This window comes from Aggregatilinea sp. (assembly GCF_036822615.1).
Classification (GTDB): Bacteria; Chloroflexota; Anaerolineae; order Aggregatilineales; family Aggregatilineaceae; genus Aggregatilinea.
The window spans coordinates 147,621-168,438 of sequence record NZ_DAISHJ010000002.1; the positions used below are offsets into that span (position 1 = coordinate 147,621).

Genomic DNA, 20,818 nt, shown 5'->3' on the forward strand with positions numbered 1-20,818 from the left:
CGTGCTTATATCCCGATCTGCCCCAACGCCAGATCCGTCGCAGCAGGTCGCCTCTGATAGGCTCGCAGCATCAGAAACGCAACGACGCCCAGAATGAACTCCGACACCGCCGCCGAAGCCCAAATCCCTGTCAAGGAAAACAGCCGCGAGGCCAGCAGCAGAACCGGCAGCTTGACGAGGATGATACCTCCCAACGTCAGCAGGAGCGCTTCCCTGGCCTGACCGATCGATTGGAAATAGGCGGCGATCATCACCGACACACCGCCCAGCGGACAGGCAAACGCCATTAACCTCAAGGCCACCTGCCCTTCGCTGATGATCGCGGACTCCTTCGACAGCAGCCCGATCAGCGCTGCCGGGATGAGCAGGCACAGGCCGCCCACAAACAAGCCATAGGCCACCGACGAGCCAAGTGAATAGGTAATGGTTTTCCGAACGCGGTCGAACTTCTTCTGGCCGAAGTTATAGCCCACGATCGGCTGCATCCCCTGCACGATGCCCGCCTGAGGCGTGTTCAAGCTGGAAAAGAGCCGGTTCACGATGGCAAACACACCCAGCGCGCTGTCGCCGCCGATCTGCTTCAACAGGTTATTGGTGACGACGACCACCATGCTGGCGCTGATGCTTTTCATGAAGGAGGGAAACCCGATGATGATGACCTCGCCAATGATCGTCCAGTCCGGTTTGAAATATGAGGTTTTTATCTTATAGGTCCGGTTCTTCCTGAAAAAGAAAAAATGGATGCTCATGCCTGCGGAAACGGCCTGCCCAGTAACGGTCGCCAGGGCCGCGCCGGACACGCCCATATGCAGCACGATGATGAACAGCCAGCACAGCACGATGTTGGTGCTCACGGGGATCACCCACATCGCGGTGGAATAGCGGACGTTGCCGTCTGCGCGGACGATCGCCGAATAGCCCGTGCTGGTGAGGGCCCCCAAAAAGATGATGCGGCCATAGTCGATTGCATAGGGCGCGATGCTGTCCGTCGCGCCAAGCAGGTAAACGATCGGTTTGATGAACAGCGCGCCGAACACCGTTATCGAAAGCGCGACGGCCCAGAAAATCAGGAACGTATTGGCGACCGTCCTGGACGCTTTTTCGGGTTTCGCCTCACCGAGCGCCCTCGACACCACCGACGCGCCGCCAGCCCCGACGGTCGTGGCGACGCCGCCGAGCGCGATCAAAACCGACGAAATGATCGATGCCCCCGCAGCGGCAAGCGAATTGATGCCTACCGACAGGAAGTACGTGTCCGTGACGCTGTAAATGGCATAGACCAACAGCGAAAACGTAGTCTGGGAAGACATTTCCAGCAGAAGCTTCCCGATCTTCTCGGTTCCCAGGCGTTCGACATTCGACGGGCCAGCCATTGCCGGATCAGTTTTCCTGCAGCCACTTCATGGTCGGAACGATCATTTGCATCGCCAGATTACTGACAAAATCCGTATCGTAGTTACGGTAATAACATTCGGTTTTCATCACCAGCCCGAGGTGCAGCGTATAGAGGCAGCACCGCGCTTCCTCCGCGTGCGTGAAGGACGTCTTTCCGTAACCTTTCAGGCTTTCGGAGATATCCCCAAAGGTCACCGCCCGGAACTGCGCTTCCATCAGCGGATCGGCCCAGAGCGCGCGCTCAAAGTCGAGAATGCCGGTAATCCGGCCCTCTTTCACAAAGAAATTCAGATCCCAGGCATCCCAGTGAACCAACTGCGGCGTGGTCACCTCTTCCAGGGCGGACGCATGTTTCAGGATGGCGTCGCGGATGTCATCCACGCTGAAACCGTACTCAGCGTCTTTTCGCAGGCCGTCGTCCAGCACCGAATCCGCAATCTTGATAAAAGCGTCTCTCCAGGTCTTGCTGCGCAGGCTGTCATTCCCATCATAGCCGAAATAGGTGCCTGTAAAGCCGTTGATCTCGCGGATGATGGCACCGATACTCTGGTCGATCTGCGCCTGAAGCTCTGGGGGCAGAGACGCTTTGACGTGTTCCAGGTTGTCCCCGGCGAGTTTCTCCATGAAAAAATAGTCCGAGTCGCATAGATCCCGGTCGGTATCGAAACAATAGATTTCCGGCACTGGGATGGCCGGGTTCTGCGCTACCAGATGCATGGATGCGACCTCGGTCGTCATGATATTCTTCTCGTAGGTCATCACTTCGGCGCTTACGGGCGGCGCGATCTTGAGAATGACTTCCCTGCTATCAGACAGCCGGACGTTGTACGCCGCGTTAAACCACCCTTCCTTTAGCTCCGTTACCACGTCTTCACCGGCTGCGAGTGACACGCCGCCAAAAGCTTTTTCAACCATCCCTGCAACTTGCTCGCGCGTCTTTCTGTTTTTTGTTTTGCTTTCCATGCCGGTCAAATCCTCGCTGGGTCAAACAACCTGAAAAATATGGATTCACACGAGTCTGTGTGGAACAGCAGCAGGGGCGCAGCGTGCCGCGCCCCGAAATTGCTTCTTACTCGACAGTCAATGTTGCCTTCAACAGATCCTCATCCCGCGACGAAGGGCCAACCAGGATCTCGAATTCACCCGGCTCCACCACGGCGTGAGCCTCGGCGTCCACGATCTGTAACGCCTCCCAGGGCAGCGAAACCTGCACGGTCTGCTGCTCTCCGGGCGCAAGGTGCACGCGGGCAAACCCCTTGAGCGCCTTGTTCACCCAGGTGACCGAGGTCACGACATCGCTCACATAGACCTGCACGATCTCATCCCCGGCGCGCTGCCCGGTGTTCTCCATATCGACGGAGACCGTCACGGCCTGCCCCTGCGTGATGGTAGGCTGATCGAGCCGCAGGTTTGAATAACGATACTGCGTGTAGCTCAGGCCGTGCCCGAAGGAAAAGAGAGGTTCTTGCGTGAGATCGGCGTACCGATCGCCGTGCTGGCCGCGTACCTGGCTGTAAAACACTGGCTGCTGGCCGACATGCACCGGGAATGAGATCGTCACCTTGCCCGATGGATTCAACTGCCCGAACAGCGCTTCAGCCAGCGCGCGCCCGCCTTCCATACCGGGGTTGAACAGCTCGACGATGGCCGCGGCGCGCTTCGCAGTAGGCGGCAGCACCAGCGGCTTGCTGTTCACCAACACGACCACCAGCGGCTTGCCCGTCTTCTCCAGCGCATCGAGCAGCGCGATCTGCCCGCCCTGCAGTTCCAGCGTGGCCGTACTTTGCGTCTCGCCCATGAACTTCAAGTGATCGCCCACGACTACCACGACCACATCCGCCGCGTCCGCTGCGGCAACGGCGGCGGGAATGCCGGAAAGATCGTCGTCAAAGATCGAGCAGCCGCGCTCGTAGCGAACCGTGCTGCCAGCAGGAGCCAGGGCGCGGATGCCGTCCAGCACGGTCGTCGTCTTTTCGCGCGGCTGCTTGCCTGCCTCCGGCGGGTGCTGCGACGCCCCCAGCGACCAGTCACCGAGCTGCTGCAAGTCGTCATCGGCGTTGGGGCCGATCACGGCGATGGACATCGCCGCCGCCGGATCGAGTGGAAGCAGGCCGTTATTTTGGAGGAGCACCAGACTCTGGCGCGCGGCGGTGAGGTTGATGGCGCGATGATCGGGCCGTGCAATCTCGGCGGCAGCGCAGTCGAGATCGGGATAGCGGGGATCCTCGAAGAGTCCCATGCGGAACTTCAGCGCGAGCAGCCGGGCACAGGGCGCATCGATTTCTGATTCGGCAAGACGCCCGCTGCGAACGGCTTCGATGGCGCCCTCATAGAATTCCGGCGTGGTCATCATGATGTCGTTGCCCGCGCGCAGGGCCACGATCGCGGCATCCGCGTACGTAGCGCACACCTTCTGCTCCCGTACAAGCCGCCCGACGTTATCCCAGTCGGTCACGACCACACCGCGAAAGCCCCATTCATCCTTCAGAACCTCGGTAAGCAGCCAGCGATTGGCCGTCGAGGGGACGCCGTCCATGGACTGGTAGCCCGTCATGAAGGTCATTGCGCCCGCACGGGCGGCGCGCTCGAACGGCGGCAGGAAGTAGCTCCGGAGCTTGCGGCGCGAGAGATCCGCCTCGGACGCGTCACGACCGCCCTGCGTCTCGGAATAGCCCGCGTAATGTTTGGCGGTGGCAAGCACAGCCGCCGGGTCATCCAGGCCGCGCCCCTGGTAGCCGCGAATGAGCGCCGCGCCAAGTTCACCGATCAGGTACGGGTCCTCCCCGAACGTTTCCCCGGTGCGGCCCCAGCGCAGATCGCGCGTCAAACAGAGCACGGGCGAAAACGTCCAGTGAATCCCGGTCGGCACCATTTCTTCGGCGGTCACGCGCCCAACCTGTTCGAGCAGCTCCGGGTTCCAACTGCACGCCAGGGCAAGCTGGGTCGGAAAAATCGTCGCGCCCTTCCAAAACGAATGGCCGTGGATGGCGTCCTCGCCCACGAGCAGCGGGATCCCCAGCCGGTTCTGCGCGGCCAGATCGATCGCCCGGCTGATCTTCTCGCCGAGGATGTGAAGAAGGGAGCCGGGCTGAAAGGTCGTGATGAACGAGAGATCCTCGCTGCGTGCGTCCCACAGCATCAGTTGGCCGACCTTCTCTTCAAGGGTCATGCGGCCAAGCAGATCCGCGACGCGTTCTTCAACGGTCAGCGTGGGGTTACGGTAGGCAGGCGTGAGCGCGGAGGAATCAGGTGAAATGGTTGGCATAGGGTACTCCTGGGATAAGAGCAGGTAACAAATGTTGGTTGATCAAAAAACCCGCCCAACAGGGCCGGTTCGGCAAACATTTTATGCGATCCGCGCCGCGCACAGCGCGAACAACAGGTCGTCTCAGATAAGCTCATCACCGGACGATACCGGCTGCATGTACCTCCTGACACAGTGAAAGATCATTTCGCGGCGCTGGTAAATTCCGCAGGCATCTCCGCCGCAATGATGACTAACCGGCTGATCAGGCCATCGACCAGACCCGCGATATCACCGGTCTCATGGTCGTACCAGGCATTGAATGCCGTATCGTGCAGCGCTCGCGTAAGAAACGCCAAAAGCATCGGCGTATTGTCGCTATCTGTGGCGCCCATCCGCTGCGCCATCAATGCCGCGATGCGTTCCTCAAGGCGGCTGCGGCGCTCCATCACGGCACGCCGGAGCGCGCTGGTCTCGCGCAGAAGACGTATGGTGCTGCGAGCGAGATCCGGCTCGGTCAGGCCATATTCTATGGCAGGCACGAGGGCGTTGCGGATGGCGAGCAGCGGCGGCTCAGCGAGAGGCCGCGCCATAAGCTCAGCCAGCAGACGATCCCCCAACCGATCTTCGCGAACGACCATCACGTCTTCTTTAGACTCGTAGTAGCGGAAGAACGTCCGCCGGGAGACGCCCGCGGCCTGGGCAATCTCCTCGACAGTGACCGCCTCGAAGCCACGTTCCAGGAACAATTTCTCGGCGGCGGCACTCAGAGCGCCCCGCACCACCTGCCGCTTACGCGCCTTGAGAGTCGCCGGGGCGGACGGCACCGCTTCGGCAAACGGCCTGGCTTTCGGTTCCCTGTCTTTCAGGTGTGTGGTATCCATACGCGCATAATAGCACAGGATGCCGATAATGTCACTGAGTGCCATTTTGTTGCGGTCACCTGCTTTTTCGTTCGGCGGCGCAATGCCCTGTTTGCGGTTCAGGTGCGAAGTCAGTGAAACAGGGTCGTATGCGCTCGAAAACACCCGTCCACTTGATCCGTATACTTTTGACGCCGCAAAACGCCCGCATTTCTCTATTGCCGTCCCGTGCAGCCCGTATTAAAATACACCGCATGATCGCGTTATATCTGCTTTTCCTCTTGAACGAAATCCGCGCACAGGGCTCAAGTGCCCCTTATACCTCCGTGCCCGGCAGCCAGTAACACCCTAAGTATCACAAGCACAAAGCCAACTCTAAGCCACGGGCACGCCCTGTGGCTTTTTTGTTTTTCGTCCACGAGGAAACACGATGAACGAACACGATGGATTGCGCACGTTTCTGATCATCTGGTTCGGCCAGACGATTTCGATGCTCGGCACAGCCATGACGAGCTTTGCCCTGACCATCTGGGCCTATGACCAGACCGGCAAAGCCACCACCCTGGCGCTGCAGGGCTTTTTCATGTACTTCAGCTACTCGCTGGTGGGGCTCGTTTCAGGCGTCTGGGTCGATCGTTGGGATCGCCGCCGCGTGATGATCCTCAGCGACCTGGGCGCAGCGCTGATCACGTTGGGCCTCTTAGGGCTGTACAGTACCGGCGGTATGCGGATCGGGCACCTGTACGCGGCACAACTGCTGTCGGGTGTTTTTTCCGCGTTTCAAAGTCCGGCCAACAGCGCGGTGATGACCCTGCTGATTCCGCGCAAGCATCTGGTACGCGCTAACGGGCTGCAAACTCTGGGGCAGAATACCAGCCAGATTCTTTCTCCTGTTTTTGCCGGGCTGCTGCTGCTCGCGATCGGGCTGCGCGGCGTGATGGTGATCGACCTCACGACGGCCCTGTTTGCGATCGGCACGCTGCTGAGTATGCGGATTCCGCGCCCGCCCGTTTCCGCCGAGGGGCAGCGTGCCCTCAGCGCGAATCGCTGGCAGACGTTCACGTTCGGCCTGCGATACATCGCCCAGCGGCGAGGACTGCTCGGCATGATGGTAGTCTACATGCTGATCAACCTTTACGCCGGGCTGACGTGGTTTGGCGTGCTGTCTGCGATGATCCTCTCCCGCAGCGGCGGCAGTGAAACCACCCTGTCAGCCGTGCAGTCGGCGTTGGGGCTTGGCGGCGTGTTGGGCGGCGTCATACTGACGGTCTGGGGCGGACCCAAGCGGAAAGTCCACGGCATGTTAGGCATCGCCGGAATTTCGTTTCTGCTGGGAGATGGCATCCTGGGACTGGGCCAGACGCCTGCCGTCTGGATCGCCGGGGCATTCCTGGGATCGCTGGCAGTGCCTACCCTCATCAGCTCGAACCGCTCCATCTGGCAGTCTAAAGTCCCGTCAGACATTCAGGGACGCGTGTTGGGCGCAGCGATGGCGCTGCAAAGCATCACGACGCCGATCGGCTACCTCGTGGCGGGGCCGCTGGCCGACGACCTGCTCGAACCGGCCATGCGCGCCGGGGGGACGTTCACCAGCGTCTTCGGGCCGATCACGGGCACGGGGCCGGGCGCGGGTATGGCCGTGATGTTCCTGCTCACGTCACTGGCCGGATGCCTGACCTGTTTCGGCGGCTATCTGATCCGCGATCTGCGCAATGTGGAGCGCAATCTACCGGATGCGCCGGAATCGGTTCTCACACGGCAAGCTGAAGCCGCCCCGGTAGGGGACTAAAAGCGAACATCGAGCGCTTCCTGGTGGACGGCAGCAGCATCCATCAGGAAGCCAGCCTCACAACAACGTATGGCGATACAGCCCACAAATCAGGCACCGTTTACCTGTCCGGGAACAACTTCAAGTATGTGACGCCATCTAAATCCACATCGTAGTAGGCGGTCATGATGTAATCCTGCTGATACCCCTGCGACATATAAAACGCTCGCGCCCCTGTGTTCGTCACGGGTGTATCCACATAGACGCCCCGCCCGCCCCTGGCAATGACGAACGTCTCCGCTTCGTTAACCAGGCTCGACGCGATCCCTTTGTGCCGCATCGAGGGATCAACCACGAGTCCGTGAATCTGAGACAGGCGATTCCACTGGTAAAACTGAACCGAAATGTACCCCGAAAAAACCTCGTTGTAGTGCGCAACGAACACCCTGGAGTCCACCGTATCGGTCGCAAACGCCCGAACAGCAGCAAGCTGCCCGTCAATGTACTGTCGTTCCCAACCTATACGTTCAAGGATGCCCGCAATCGACTCGTAATAGTGGTCCTCAAACCGGGCAACTGTTAGCGTACTGCGCGATTCCAATACTCGCCTCCTTTAACTTTGAGCGCCAGGGTTCGATCTCTATGCGAAATATGGTTAAACAAGCCACCATCGCCAAATAAAACGCCTCTATGCCAAAGCATGCGCCAAGGCGCTGAGTTTTACAACTGGGCGCGCTGCCGGGAACGCAGCGGCAGGCAGAGACCATTCCATCCCCGCTGATTTGACGAGCCGCGTTTTGGGGCAGCAGCCGCTGGCGATTGGGGCGCTACATCAATTTGAGCATCGTGCGGGGTGGCGCTACCATTTGATCGTGCAGCATGGTAGGGGAAGCGGCTGCAAGTAAGAATTACTGCGCATCAAGGTATCACTCAGGAGAGATTTTTATGTCCGATCAGAGGTGTCTGCCGCGTAGCGCCCCTGAAGCGCAAGGGATGACGTCGTCCGCCATCTATGACTTTGTGGAAGCGGTCGAGGAACAGATTACCGATCTGCATTCGTTCGTGCTGCTGCGTCACGGGGTTGTGGTGTCCGAAGGAGGATGGTCCCCGTATGCCCCGACCTATCCCCATATGTTGTATTCGCTCAGCAAAAGTTTCACCTCAACAGCCATCGGCATGGCGGTTGCAGAGGGGCGGCTGACCGTTACCGACCGGGTGCTGTCATTTTTCCCGGATGAAGCGCCGTCTGAGGTCAGTGCAAACCTGGACGCCATGCAGGTTCATCATCTTTTGTCGATGTCTACCGGCCACGCCGAAGACACCACTGACTACATGCGCGCCCGGCCAGACGGTCGTTGGATCGAGGAATTCCTGGCGCTGCCGGTTGTGTACGAACCGGGCACACACTTTCTGTACAACACCGGCGCGACCTACATACTTTCAGCGATCGTGCAAAAGCTGACCGGCATGACCCTGCTGGACTATTTGCAGCCACGGTTATTCGAGCCTCTTGGCATCAAAAATCCCGCCTGGGAAATGTCACCCGAGGGAATTTGCACGGGTGGATTTGGTCTGGCAGTCACCACTGAGGACATCGCCAAGTTCGGGCAGCTCTATCTTCAGAAGGGCCAGTTCAATGGCCGCCAGTTGGTGCCCGAAACGTGGGTCGAACAGGCATCATCGCACCAGATCAACAACGGCGATGATGAAAACAGTGATTGGGCGCAGGGCTACGGCTACCAGTTCTGGCGATGCCGTCACGGTGCGTACCGGGGCGATGGCGCGTTTGGGCAGTACTGCGTCATCATGCCAAGTCAGGATGCCGTACTTGCCATCACGGGAGGCCTGGGCGATATGCAGCCGGTGCTGAATCTGGTCTGGCAACATTTGCTTCCCGCAATGAGCGAGAGCGCACCGATCCCGGAGCACGCTCACGATCACGAGAAACTGTCCAAGAAGCTGAACAGCCTGGCGTATCTGCCGCCGCAGGGACCGCAAACATCGTCGTTCGCGCATCAGGTGTCGGGAAAGTCGTTTTTGATGGCCCCCAACGTACCGGGTGTCACGTCGATGTCGTTCGACTTTGCCACGGCGGACGCCACACTCACGCTGCGCACCGAACACGGCACGCAGCAGATCGCCTGCGGACTCAGCGCGTGGTGCGAAGGAGACCTCGCCCTGTTCCCCTACAGCGCGCGCGTGGTCGCCAGCGGCATCTGGCAGGACGAGCAGACGTTTGTGATGACGCTGCGCTACGTCGAGACGCCGTACGTACACACCTTATCCTGCCATTTTGCAGATGAGCGCATCTCGGTCGAGGGGAGCATCAACGTATCCTTTGGGGCGACAACCTATTCGTTGACAGGTAAACTCGATCGATAAAGCGCACGTTGATCCTTTCATCCAGGTGACAGATAACCAGCATCGAGGTCCACCGGGATTTGACAGCAACGCCCGTGTCATTTCGTCTCGGTGAACCTCGACGGCAGAGCGGTGAATCGTGTTAGTTCCTACAATCAGGGGACAGTTAGCAGGAGTTTGCCGGTTCCAATACGCGTACTTTACACGATCCACCTGAGTAGTTGTGGTAGATCGCCCGGCGTCGTTGAGCTACGAGAAGACAGCCCGCTGCACCCTTGTTCGGGCACATCAGTTTCGTGTGAATCACACAACATGGCGGGCTGTTCAGCGGGCCGTTTTATGGGACAATCGATATATAGACATTAAAATTCTGACGAGGGAACGACTGACTATGGTGACAGATACGCGCGTTATCCCGGTCATCCTGTTAGGAACCGGCAATGTGGGCGGCACGCTGCTGCGCTTGATTCAGGAAACACGCGCCACAGCCGCCCGGCGTAAGGGGTTGGAACTGCGCCTGATCGGGCTGGGCGATATCAGCGGCCTGCTTTATGACCCGGCGGGTCTGCCTGACGATCTGCTTCAGGCGGCACAGCGCGCCGCCGAACAACGCCAGACGCTCGATGTTCTACCCGGCATCCGCCCGCTGGAAGACCTGCCGGGCCTTCTCGACACGGGGGTCGTGCTGGCGGATGTCACCGCCGCGAAAAGCACCGGCGGACTGCTGCAAAGTGCAGTAGCGGCGGGCGGCGGAGCCGTCATGGCAAACAAAAATCCCCTGACCGGCTTGTGGCAGGATACCCGACTGTTGTTCGAGAGGCCGCAGGTACGCTACGAATGTACGGTTGGCGCGGGCCTGCCCGTCATCCGGTCGCTCAAGCACCTGCTCGATACGGGGGATCAGGCGGTCCAGATCGAAGGCTGCCTCAGCGGCACGTTGGGGTATTTGTGCGCCGGGCTGGAACAGGGCACGCCCTACTCCCAGATGGTCGCTCAGGCACGCTCATTAGGGTATACCGAACCGGACCCCCGCGACGATCTGAGCGGACATGATGTGGCACGCAAGGCATTGATCCTGGCCCGGACGGCAGGCTGGCCGTTGGAAATGTCCGATCTGGTCGTGGAGCCCCTCTACCCCACGGCGATGGCCGGGTTGAGCGTGGACGAGTTCCTCGCGGCGGCACACCAGCTCGATGACGAGTACGCCAGCCGCTTCAACGACGCCGGATCCGAGGAAAACACGCTGCGTTACGTCGCCCAGGTAGGGCCGGAAGGCGGCACGGTCGGACTGGCCCCTGTTGCAAAGGCAAGCCCACTCGGGGCGCTGCATGGACCCGCCAACTATATCGCGTTCCACACGCGCTATTATTCCGATCTGCCGCTGGTCATCTCCGGTCCCGGCGCGGGACCGTTAGTGACGGCTGCCGGAGTGCTCGACGACTTACTGGATCTGGCGTCAGATCTCGCCTGAGCACAACTGCTTCGGTTCCGTGCCGGAACTTCGTGCGGCGTAATCCCTCTCAGCTAAACGCTCGCGCTGAGAGGGATCGCGCGCTCGATGCGCCAGACTAATTTTCATGCGTGATAGGTGACTTGGCTCGACGCTAGTTAGCCGCCAGATCTGCGAGGGCGCAGCCTGCGCCGATCTGGTAATACTCCTGCTCCAGACAGGTCAGTTCGCGCACATACCGGTGAGCGCGAGTCCAATCACTTAACTCGTCCAGGGTGAGCAGCTGCCAGCTCTGGACCGCCCCGCCCTCCTCACCTGCCACCACTCTATGCGCGTCCGGGCTGACCGCCAGCGCATAAACACCGCCGTCGGGAACAAGTCGCTGGACTTCGGCAGCTGATTCAATATTCCACACGATGATCGCATCCGCCGCGCCGGAGACAGCAACATGTCCGTCCGCAATGAAGGCAAGGCTCCATACTGGCGCGGTATGCCCCTGCAAGCGGGCCATTTCGCGGCCCGTCTGGAGATCCCACAGAATGATCGCGGCGTCGCGTCCACCGGAAAGTGCATAGCGCCCATCCGGGCTGATCGCCACGCTGTAGATCGCCCCTTCGTGCCCGGATAACCGGAGGATCTCCGCGCCGGTGTTCAGATTCCACTCGATCAGGTTATGGTCGCGCCCACCCGTGAGCGCGATTCGCCCATCCGGGCTGACGGCAATACTGGTCACCGCCCCGTTATGCCCATTGAGTTCATAGCGTGTTTGGCCCGAGGCCAGATCCCAGACGAGGACCGCTCCGTCTTCCAGCCCGGCGATTGCGAGCCGCTGGTCAGGGCTGAACGCCACGCTCAGCACAGCGCTCTGGTGCCCGGCGAGCGTTAGCGTCTCCTGCCACGTCGTTCCATCCAGAAGCTTCAAACGCCCATCCTGAAGCCCGATCAGGACCAACTGCCGGTCCTGGCTTACGGCCATACTCGTCACCGGGCTGCCGACCTGGATCTGCTGAAGCAGCGACTCGCCAGCCCAGATACGCAGCGTGCCATCAATCGAAGCTGCGATCAAGTTATCGTCACCGTCGAAGGCAACCCCCGTGATCCGGTTATCCGCGGCGTCGAAATGAGCCTCTTCGACCGGATTCTGGATATTCCACAGTCGCAGCGTCGTATCGCGCGAGCCGGACACAGCCAGCGTACCGTCCCGGCTGAACACCACGCTGGTCACCGCGTCACTGTGGCCCAGCAGGTGATACGTTTCTTCATCCGTGTCCAGATCCCACATATGCAGACTGCCGTCGGCAGCGCCCACCAGAACGCGTTTCCCCTGCGGATCGAACGCAATACTGCCGATTTCACCGTGCTCGCCGTCTAGCTGCTGGGTGATTTGGCCCGAGCGCCAGTCGAGCAGCGTCAGCGTCCCGTCCGTTGAGCCGAATACGACCTGTCCATCGGGGCCAAGCGCCAACCCGCGCACGGGACTGGCCGCCTTAAAGCGGTAGAGTTCCGCCTCATCGGACACATTCCACACGATACATTCCCGATCGCGCGCGCAGGCGATCAGCGTTTGCCCATCGGGGCTGAGCGCCAGGCCGAGAATCGGGGAGGTGTGGCCTTCAAACCGGGCGCGTTCCTGTCCAGTCGCCAGATCCCACTCGATCACGAACCCATCATTCGACGCGGTGAAAGCCGAAGCGCTGTCGGGGCTGAACGCGACGCTGCGCACCGGTCCATTGTGCCCGGCCAGACGCCACAATTCCTGCCCGGTTTCCGCATCCCAAACGATCGCCACCTGATCGTCTGCGCCGGAAAGCACCATACGCCCATCGGGACTGAACGCGACGCTCTGCACGTCCCCCGTATGCCCGCGCAGGTAGTGCAGCGTGTCGCCCGTGGCTGCGTCCCACAACCGGACGCTCGTATCCGTCGAAACAGACGCGATCACGCGGTTATCGGGGCTGATTGCCACCCCATTGACCGAAAACGCGTGGCCCACAAACAGTTGGCGCGTTCCCGGCGCCAGGGCCACCTCGGACAGCGTGCGCTGCGATATCGCTGACGGATCGACTTCAGCCGCGGCCAATGCCAGACGAACTGCCAGATCCCCGTCACCGCCCTCAAGCGCCTGAATCGCGCTGACCTGCAGCGCCATGCCGTGCGAAATGGCGGCATTGGCGTCGCTGGTTGCACGCGCGCTTTCGGCCTGGTTGCGCTCCTGGCGGGCTTCTTTGCTTTGCGTCAGCGCAATCCCGGCCAGGAGCGTCGCCACGGCGACCGCCCCCAACAGAACCGACACCAACAGCCGCAGGCGGTCGTACGCCCGCTTTTCGAGCACCGCCTCTCGTCGCAAGCGCGCTTTCTGTTCCGCCTGTTGGCGCTCGTGTTCGTCCAACGCCGCGCGGATAAACGCCTTTTCGTGATCGGTCAGGACCAGATCGGTCTGTTCGGCCCACCGTGCATACCGCTCAAGGCGCGATCCGCTCAGCAGGAAGCTGGGATCGCGGTTCGCCTTCAGCCACTCGTCCGCCAGTGACGCGACGTTGCGCTGAAAACGCACATCGTCACGGCTCTGGTCCAGCCAGCGCCGCAGGCGCTCCCACTCACGGATCAGGGTCTCATGCGCGACTTCAACGGTCTGGCTGCGCGTAACGGGGTCCCGGTCGAAGGTCAGAAACCGGGCCTGCGCCAGCGCGCCGATCACTGTATTCAGCGTCCGTCGATCGGTCGAGATCGACATGATTTCCGACAAGAACTCGCGTCGCCGGGTATCCTCTGTTCCCTCCCCCAAAGACACCAGCCGCAGAAATAACTGCCGCGTGACTTCTTGCTCCTCGGCGCTAAAGCTTTCGAACAACCGATCCGCGCGTTGGGACAGCGCCCCGCGCACGCCGCCGATCCGTTTGTACACCCTGGCCGTAATGCCGTAGTCTTCGCGGCTTTCGAAGAGCGCGCTGAGCGAATATTGCAGCAGCGGCAGCGCGCCGGGCTGTTCGTTGAATTCGGTGATCAGGGTAGCGACCACGCCCGAATCGATCGGCACGCCCACCTGCCGGGCAGGCTGTACCACCGCCTGTTCCAGTTCCTGGGGGGTCAGCGGCGTCACCACCTCCGTGCGGATGCGCATCAGCGTACTCATGTGCTGGTGCAGCAGGGGCCGATCGTAAAAATCGGCCCGCAGGGTGATCACCACACGCAAACGGCTGTGCGGCATCGCCAGCGCCGAAAACAAGCTGTCGAGAAACAGCGAGATCGCGTCGCTGTCATCCGACAATGTATACAGCTCTTCGAACTGATCGATGAACAGAAACAGCTCGGCCTGATCGTCCCCGGCAAGGATCTGCTCGATTGCCCGAATCAGTCCAAATTCATCGCGGCGCAGCAGGGTCTCTAAATTGGTAGAAGGCGTGACGGCGACACTCGTCAAAGCGCTCGCCAGCTCCGCGAACGGATCGTCCCCCGGAACCATATCGACGAAAAACCAGTTCTCCGCGCCCCGCATGGCGCCGCGCCGCAGCGCAGGAATCAGCCCGGCTTTAATCAGGCTCGATTTGCCGCTGCCGCTGGGCCCCACCAACGCCAGAAATCGCACGTAGCGGCCTGCTTCTTTCAGGCGATCGACCAGATGACTGACCAGCGTTTCGCGCCCGAAGAAGTAGGCCGAATCCGCTTCCTGAAAGGCGCGCAGCCCTTTATAGGGATTGAGCACAGAATTGGCCGGTTTGCTCGTTTTGACATCGACCGGCGGCTCTAATCCAACAGTATCGAGCAGCGCGTTCATCAAACTCGTGGCATCGGGGTAACGATCGATAGGATCCGGCGCCGTCGCGCGCTGAATAACGTAATCCAGCGCAGACGGGAGATCGGGGCGCTGTTTGAGCAGCGACGGCAGGCGCATATCCCTGCGCACCGACAGCGAACGAGGATCGGAGAGGCCGCTCAGGTGCGGAAAAGGATACTGCCCGGTCAGCATCTCAAAGAGGATAAGACCCAGGCTGTAGACATCAGTGCTGGGGGCAAGCGCGTCGCCGTCGATCTGTTCCGGCGCGGCATACGCCAGGGTGCTGAACGGCGTGTCGCCGTTCCGCGCTTTGTTCGCCAGGGACGCGATGCCAAAATCAGTGAGGTAAGGATTCCCTTCGTCGTCGAGCAGGATGTTCTCGGGTTTCAAATCGCCATGCACCACGCCGTAACGGTGCGCCAGAGATAATGCCGAGGACACGTGCGCCATAACTCGCATCGTATCGGTCATGGACCACCCGTTGCGAGACAGACGATCGCGCAGGTGTCCGCCCCGCAGCCGCCGCATCACCACATATGCCCTGCCCGGCTCGCGCCAATAATCGTACAGCGGCACGATGTAAGGATGTTCCAGGCCCGACACGACCTGGGCCTCGCTTTCGAAGCTGCGAATGAAGGCGGGGTGGTCGGCTAATGCGGGCCAGATGATCTTGATCGCAACTTCCCGTTCCAACACCAGTTGATGCGCACAGTAAACTGCCGCGGAGGGGCCAACGCCGATAACGTGGTCAATCTGGTAACTTTTTATGACTTGCCCGGATAGGTTGTCCATAGTGGCCTCTTGAAATGCGGGAACTGTGCCAAGCCGTTGAAGCGCCATTGGGTCTGTTGCAGGAAGCCAAAAGCTGCATTCCGGATCACTGCCGGGCGCAGCCGTACCATGCATGGGCTGCCGTTCCGTCTTCAGCAACCGCAGCGGGGAGGATAAACGCAACAGGTTAATGTTCTGCCAAACGCAGTTTAATGTTTATAAATAGATCGCTATCGGTGAGATTTAACTTAATAACGGAGAAGCCAGGGATTTATAAAACGTGTTCTGGGGCTATTGCAGGAATGGTGCACGATCGTTACAAGCCCCATCTCCGTGTGCTGCGCTGAATCTGACCTGCGACATCGTGACGAGTCCGAGGCTACAAGCGCGCCAGGTCGGGATCCCTCACGATCCCCACCAGGTCGGAACGAAAAGTGTGTTCTTCGCAGGCAGGCCGCTGAGTGTCCCCATTTCAGTTAACCGGATTTAGCATGTAAACCCGATCGGCAGGGTTTGATAACCGGCGGATCGCGGATTCATCCCATACCGAAACCGGTCGTGGGTTAAATCCTTTTGTTGTTTTCTTCTGAAACTGCTATCGAAAGTTTGCGATCCCTAAACCTGCCCTTAAACTAGGGGCAGGATAGTAGGTGTCGATATCGTCATGCTGTGCTCTTGCCAACAGGGGAGATGGAACACCTTGAAAAAGAAAGTCACTCTGATCATAGTGGCAGCGCTGGTGGTGTTTGGCCTGATACCGGGCATCGCATCTAGAACGGCCTATTCGCAGGATGCGCCCGTTGAAATCACGTTCGTGCACATTTTCTCCGATGAACGCGACGTTCGGCTGGAAACCATCCAGCAGATCGCCGCCAACTTCATGGCCGAGCACCCGAACGTGACCGTCAACCTCGAATCCAACACGGACAGCTACGCGAGCATCTTCGAAGGTGCACTGCGTGCCGCCGAACAGGGAACCGGGCCGGACGTGGTGCAGATCGAAGATACGCTGCGGCAGATCGCCATCGACTCGCAGTACTTCGTGAAGATTGGGGACTACGCCAGCGAGGAACAACTGGCGACGATCCCCGACATCATCACCCCCATGCGCAACTACTACAATCTGGACGACGAAATCTGGGGCCTGCCCTGGAACGCCTCCAACCCGGTGATGTACTACAATCCGGCCATGTTCGAGGCCGCCGGGCTGGACCCCAACACCCCGCCCCAGACGTTCGACGAGATCACTGCGGCGTGCGACGCGATCATGAGCGCCGGAATCGAAACGCTGGAAGGCTGCATCAACTGGCCGATCACGAGCTGGCTGCCGGAGCAGTGGCTTTCGATGCAAAACGCGCTGTTCATCAACAACGACAACGGGCACAGCGCCCGCGCCACCGAAGCACTGATCGACAGCCCTGAAATGCTGCGCATCATGACGTGGTGGAAAGATCTGGCCGACAAGGGCTATTTCGTCTACAGCGGCAGCACCGAGGCGTATACTTCGGAAGGGCTGCTGTTCATCAGCGGCAAGACCGCGATCCACCTGAGCACCAGCGCGGGGATCAGCAACGTTTTGAATTACTCGCAGACCCTGGGCGGCTTCGATCCAGGCATCGCGCCGCTGCCCAAGCCCGATGCAGACGCAACCAACGGCATCACGCCCGGCGGCGGTTCGGTCTGGGTGATGGCCGGGCATTCGGACGCACAAACACAGGCAGCAGTTGACTTCGCGTTTTACCTGACCAGCACCGAAAACGACATGGCATGGCACAAGGCCAGCGGCTATTTCCCGATCCGCCAGAGTTCCATCGACGCGCTGACCGCCGAAGGATGGTTCGACGAGAACCCGGCCTATCGCATCCCGCTCGACCAGCTTCTTGCCTCCGAGCCGGACACGGCCAACGCCGGATCGGTGCTCGGATCGGCAGCGCAGGTGCGCGGCGCGGTGGTCGATGGCATCCTTTCGATCATCGACGGCGGCCAGGACCCGGCAGAAGCGATGATCGCCGCCAAACAGCGAGCGGATCAGGCGATCGCCGACTACAACAGCGTGATCGGCGACTGATCACAAACACTACGATCTTCCGGTGGGATGGGCCGCAGCTCATCCCACTTTTTTCTTTGCTTCCGGCTGGCAAGCGGCAGTCCACACGCAGCCAACCAGCCCAATACGCGGCAGGATAATCGTCTATGCGCAGCGCCAACAAACTCAAAATCGCTCCTCAACTCGCGCAGAGCGTTTTTTACCTGCTCATCGTGCTGTTTCTGTTGTTCTTTTTCGTGCCCCGCTACCGGGGGCTTGAAACGCTTCTGACCCTGTTGGTCGATGCGGTCAAATCGACTCCAGCATTTGTGCGGAACATCGCGGATTACTTCCGGCAGGTTCCGGGGGAACAGTTCTGGCCGTCAGCCTTGATAGGCGCAGGCGTCGGGTTGCTGGGCACGCTGGCGGCTGCGCTGTACCATCCCGGTGAGACTCGCCTGACCGCACAGCGGCTCCTCCTGTTTGGCGGCGTTGGCACGCTGCTGGGCTCAGCCGGAAGCCAGATCCTGATGGTCCCGCTCGAACACTGCACCTACGCGCCGGACATCGACCGGGCGCAGTTCCGGCTGGGGCTGATCATCACCGCGGCCAGCGCGCTGCTGATGCTGGTGCCGCTGTGGGCAGTCGTTCGCCGCAACTCCCAGCCGAGCATCGTCGATCATGCCGGGAAGTTCAAAAACTACCCGCTGCCATATCTCTTCCTGCTGCCTACGCTGATGGTCCTGGCCGTGTTTCTCTACTATCCAACCATCAGCGTGATGCTCACGTCACTGCGCCGCAAGATATTCCCGCTGCCCCAGGAACGCGCCGTTTGCCTGGAGAATTACGTCTCGCTGGCAAGCGATACGATCTACCGCAACAGCCTGACCACGACCCTGATCATCACCGTGTTGATCGTGCTGTTCAGCCTGAGCATTTCGTTGGGCATCGCCACGCTTGCCAGCCAGAAAATCCGTTATGCGGGGGTCTACCGGACGCTGTTGATCTGGCCCTACGCGATTTCGCCGGTCGTGACCGGCTTCATCTTCCTCTCGCTGTTCCGCGAAAGCGGCGCGGGCCTGATCAACTGGGCGCTGCGCAGCACGATCGGGATCACGCCGGGCTGGCTGACCGATCAGGCCCTGGCCCCGTGGGTGATCGTTGCGGCGGCAGTGTGGAACATCATCGGGTTCAACATCCTGTTTTACATCGCGGGATTGCAGAACGTGCCGCAGGATCTACTCGAAGCGGCCAGCCTGGACGGCGCGAACCGGTTCCAGCGCTTCATGCGCATCACGTTCCCGCTGCTGTCGCCGTTCACGTTCTTCTTGCTGGTCACCAACGTGACTTACTCGTTTTACGGGATTTACGGCACGGTCGAAGCGCTGACGCCCAACGGCGGGCCGCCGTTGGGGCCGGGCGGCATCGACGGCAGCGCAACCAACGTGCTGATCTTCAAGCTCTATTCGGATGCGTTCACGTCCGGCGCGCCCGCCGGATTAGCCGGGGCGCAGGCCGTCCTGCTGTTCCTGATGGTCGCCGGGCTGACCCTGGTGCAGTTCCGGTTCATCGAGCGCCGCGTCACGTATGAGGCCTGACATGGAAACCCACCGACCGCGTTACGCCGTTCATGCCGCGCTGATCGTGATCTGCCTCGTCCTGGCCTGCCCCGCGTTGTACGCGCTGCAAGTCTCGACGCTGACGCTGGAAGAAGCGTTCACCGTGCCGCCGAAGCTGTTCCCGCCCTCCACCGACTTTTACGGCAACGTGTCGAGCCTGTTCACGGATCAAAACTTCGGCCAACTGATGCTCAATACGCTGAACGTATCGATGCTGGTCGTGGTGGTGAAGACGCTGTTCGCCATGCTAGCGGGGTTGGCGTTCGTCTACTTCGACTTCCCCGGCAAATGGCTGCTGTTCTTCTTCATTCTGCTGACGCTGCTCATGCCCACCGAACTGATCCTCATGCCGCTGTCGGGGCTGGTGTCGCAGTTGGAATGGGTCAAGCAGGACCCGGATCTGGCGCTCACGATCCCGTTTCTGGCGAGCGCGGTGGGTACATTCTTGTTCCGCCAGCACTTCAGCAACATCCCGCGCGAACTGGTCGAAGCCGCCCAGCTCGATGGGGCCGGACCGCTGCGCTTCCTGTTTCTGGTGCTCCTGCCGCTCTCGTGGAACGTGATCGGTGCGCACGCAGTGATCCAGTTCATCTCGATGTGGCACCAATACGCGTGGCCGGTGTTCATCGGCCTGCGGCCCGAAGACCAGATGATCCAGGTGGGCGTGCGCAAAGCTGTCATCGTCGGTACACAAACCGACTTCGGCCTGCTGATGGCCGCCGGTGTGGTGGCCTCGATCCCGCCGCTGGTGTTTTTCGTGCTGCTGCAAAAACAGTTCATGAGCGGCTTCGCGCTGATGCGTGACAAGTAAATCTCCTATCCTGTGGACTATCCGTCCCTCAGTCCCCTGAGGTAGTGGGTTTCTTCCTTGAGCACCCTGTGATTGAACAATAACAGGAGGAGATCGGCTACCTCATCGATCGATTCGATCATGCCGTCTTCAAGCCATTTCTCTATAACACGAAGCGATCCGGTTATTGAAAACAACTGGATGTATTCAACGACACGCGGCTTTGTCTTAAATTCCAGGTGCGTTTCTACAAGCGCCAGTTCTTTAACCAGTCTGATGACTTCATCGCTGAAGGCTGAGTCGCTTCTTTCATTGAGCAGCACGCGAAACAATTTGGCGTTTTGAGCCGCATATTCGAGGAACAAACACAGCATCGTATGGAGTGTAATCTGCCGGGACCGTTCCTTAGCGACGAACGTGTGGATGTCCTGGATTGTCTGCCGCTCGATGTGGCTCAATAAATCATACTGGTTCTCGTAATGCGCATAAAAGGTGCTGCGGTTCACGTCGGCAATTTCGCATATCTTTTTGACCGAGATTTTTGATATGTGATTGTCCGCCATCAATAGAATCAACGCTTCTTTCAACACGTCTTTGGTGTACCTGACTCTTCGATCGATCTTCTTTTTCGCCATACGGTCCTCCACTTCCTCCACGATCTCAACAGAAAACCAACACTTCCCCTATTTCTGTTGGATAATTATCACTTTTCTCAACATTGATGGTTGTTTTCCAACGCTATGTTGATTATGGTCG

General features: G+C 59.9%; 13 protein-coding genes. 6 read left to right on the top strand and 7 right to left on the bottom strand.

Annotated features, from left to right (window positions below):
* Positions 1-5: 5 nt before the first annotated feature.
* The 4 genes from V7116_RS01700 to V7116_RS01715 all read right to left on the bottom strand — a co-directional run bounded on the left by V7116_RS01700 (position 6) and on the right by V7116_RS01715 (position 5,667).
* The gene (locus tag V7116_RS01700) at positions 6-1,373 is read right to left on the bottom strand and encodes an MATE family efflux transporter (RefSeq protein WP_324389759.1); all 1,368 of its coding nucleotides are present in this window, start codon (positions 1,371-1,373) and stop codon (positions 6-8) included.
* 7 nt (positions 1,374-1,380) lie between these two features.
* Positions 1,381-2,358, bottom strand: a complete 978-nt coding sequence (locus tag V7116_RS01705; protein WP_324389762.1) for a phosphotransferase family protein — start codon at positions 2,356-2,358, stop codon at positions 1,381-1,383.
* Positions 2,359-2,464: 106 nt separating this feature from the next.
* Positions 2,465-4,660 carry a glycoside hydrolase family 3 N-terminal domain-containing protein gene (locus V7116_RS01710; RefSeq protein WP_324389764.1) on the bottom strand — a complete coding sequence of 732 codons (2,196 nt, stop codon included), beginning with the start codon at positions 4,658-4,660 and terminating at the stop codon, positions 2,465-2,467.
* A 182-nt stretch (positions 4,661-4,842) separates the two neighbouring features.
* Positions 4,843-5,667, bottom strand: coding sequence for a TetR family transcriptional regulator (locus V7116_RS01715; protein WP_324389766.1), 825 nt, complete (start codon positions 5,665-5,667; stop codon positions 4,843-4,845).
* Positions 5,668-5,932: 265 nt separating this feature from the next.
* On the opposite strand from V7116_RS01715, the gene V7116_RS01720 reads away from it, so the two are divergent.
* The gene (locus V7116_RS01720) at positions 5,933-7,291 is read left to right on the top strand and encodes an MFS transporter (RefSeq protein WP_324389768.1); all 1,359 of its coding nucleotides are present in this window, start codon (positions 5,933-5,935) and stop codon (positions 7,289-7,291) included.
* Between the two features lie 100 nt (positions 7,292-7,391).
* Here the strand turns inward: V7116_RS01720 and V7116_RS01725 are convergent, their stop codons facing one another.
* Positions 7,392-7,871, bottom strand: coding sequence for a GNAT family N-acetyltransferase (locus tag V7116_RS01725; RefSeq protein ID WP_324389770.1), 480 nt, complete (start codon positions 7,869-7,871; stop codon positions 7,392-7,394).
* 344 nt (positions 7,872-8,215) lie between these two features.
* Between V7116_RS01725 and V7116_RS01730 the strand changes: the two genes are divergently transcribed.
* Both V7116_RS01730 and V7116_RS01735 read left to right on the top strand, forming a co-directional pair.
* Positions 8,216-9,652 (top strand): serine hydrolase domain-containing protein, encoded by a 1,437-nt coding sequence (locus V7116_RS01730; protein WP_324389772.1) that lies wholly within the window; start codon positions 8,216-8,218, stop codon positions 9,650-9,652.
* 370 nt (positions 9,653-10,022) lie between these two features.
* Positions 10,023-11,102, top strand: coding sequence for a hypothetical protein (locus V7116_RS01735; protein ID WP_324389774.1), 1,080 nt, complete (start codon positions 10,023-10,025; stop codon positions 11,100-11,102).
* A 133-nt stretch (positions 11,103-11,235) separates the two neighbouring features.
* Here V7116_RS01735 and V7116_RS01740 read toward each other — a convergent pair whose 3' ends face one another.
* Positions 11,236-15,648 (bottom strand): nSTAND1 domain-containing NTPase, encoded by a 4,413-nt coding sequence (locus V7116_RS01740; protein ID WP_324389776.1) that lies wholly within the window; start codon positions 15,646-15,648, stop codon positions 11,236-11,238.
* 679 nt (positions 15,649-16,327) lie between these two features.
* On the opposite strand from V7116_RS01740, the gene V7116_RS01745 reads away from it, so the two are divergent.
* The 3 genes from V7116_RS01745 to V7116_RS01755 all read left to right on the top strand — a co-directional run bounded on the left by V7116_RS01745 (position 16,328) and on the right by V7116_RS01755 (position 20,083).
* Positions 16,328-17,695, top strand: coding sequence for an ABC transporter substrate-binding protein (locus V7116_RS01745; RefSeq protein ID WP_324389778.1), 1,368 nt, complete (start codon positions 16,328-16,330; stop codon positions 17,693-17,695).
* Positions 17,696-17,820: 125 nt separating this feature from the next.
* Complete coding sequence (locus V7116_RS01750) at positions 17,821-19,251, top strand: carbohydrate ABC transporter permease (protein WP_324389780.1); 1,431 nt, start codon at positions 17,821-17,823, stop codon at positions 19,249-19,251.
* Between the two features lies 1 nt (position 19,252).
* Positions 19,253-20,083, top strand: a complete 831-nt coding sequence (locus V7116_RS01755; protein WP_324389782.1) for a carbohydrate ABC transporter permease — start codon at positions 19,253-19,255, stop codon at positions 20,081-20,083.
* 17 nt (positions 20,084-20,100) lie between these two features.
* Here the strand turns inward: V7116_RS01755 and V7116_RS01760 are convergent, their stop codons facing one another.
* Positions 20,101-20,697, bottom strand: a complete 597-nt coding sequence (locus V7116_RS01760; RefSeq protein ID WP_324389785.1) for a TetR/AcrR family transcriptional regulator — start codon at positions 20,695-20,697, stop codon at positions 20,101-20,103.
* Between the last annotated feature and the right edge of the window lie 121 nt (positions 20,698-20,818).

What these genes read in the sequence shown, in the direction of transcription:
- V7116_RS01710 (WP_324389764.1), bottom strand. Translation starts at nt 4,660, where the DNA reads ATGCCAACCATTTCACCTGATTCCTCCGCGCTCACGCCTGCCTACCGT.
- V7116_RS01755 (WP_324389782.1), top strand. Translation starts at nt 19,253, where the DNA reads ATGGAAACCCACCGACCGCGTTACGCCGTTCATGCCGCGCTGATCGTG.
- V7116_RS01720 (WP_324389768.1), top strand. Translation starts at nt 5,933, where the DNA reads ATGAACGAACACGATGGATTGCGCACGTTTCTGATCATCTGGTTCGGC.
- V7116_RS01760 (WP_324389785.1), bottom strand. Translation starts at nt 20,697, where the DNA reads ATGGCGAAAAAGAAGATCGATCGAAGAGTCAGGTACACCAAAGACGTG.
- V7116_RS01750 (WP_324389780.1), top strand. Translation starts at nt 17,821, where the DNA reads ATGCGCAGCGCCAACAAACTCAAAATCGCTCCTCAACTCGCGCAGAGC.
- V7116_RS01735 (WP_324389774.1), top strand. Translation starts at nt 10,023, where the DNA reads ATGGTGACAGATACGCGCGTTATCCCGGTCATCCTGTTAGGAACCGGC.
- V7116_RS01705 (WP_324389762.1), bottom strand. Translation starts at nt 2,358, where the DNA reads ATGGAAAGCAAAACAAAAAACAGAAAGACGCGCGAGCAAGTTGCAGGG.
- V7116_RS01740 (WP_324389776.1), bottom strand. Translation starts at nt 15,648, where the DNA reads ATGGACAACCTATCCGGGCAAGTCATAAAAAGTTACCAGATTGACCAC.
- V7116_RS01730 (WP_324389772.1), top strand. Translation starts at nt 8,216, where the DNA reads ATGTCCGATCAGAGGTGTCTGCCGCGTAGCGCCCCTGAAGCGCAAGGG.
- V7116_RS01700 (WP_324389759.1), bottom strand. Translation starts at nt 1,373, where the DNA reads ATGGCTGGCCCGTCGAATGTCGAACGCCTGGGAACCGAGAAGATCGGG.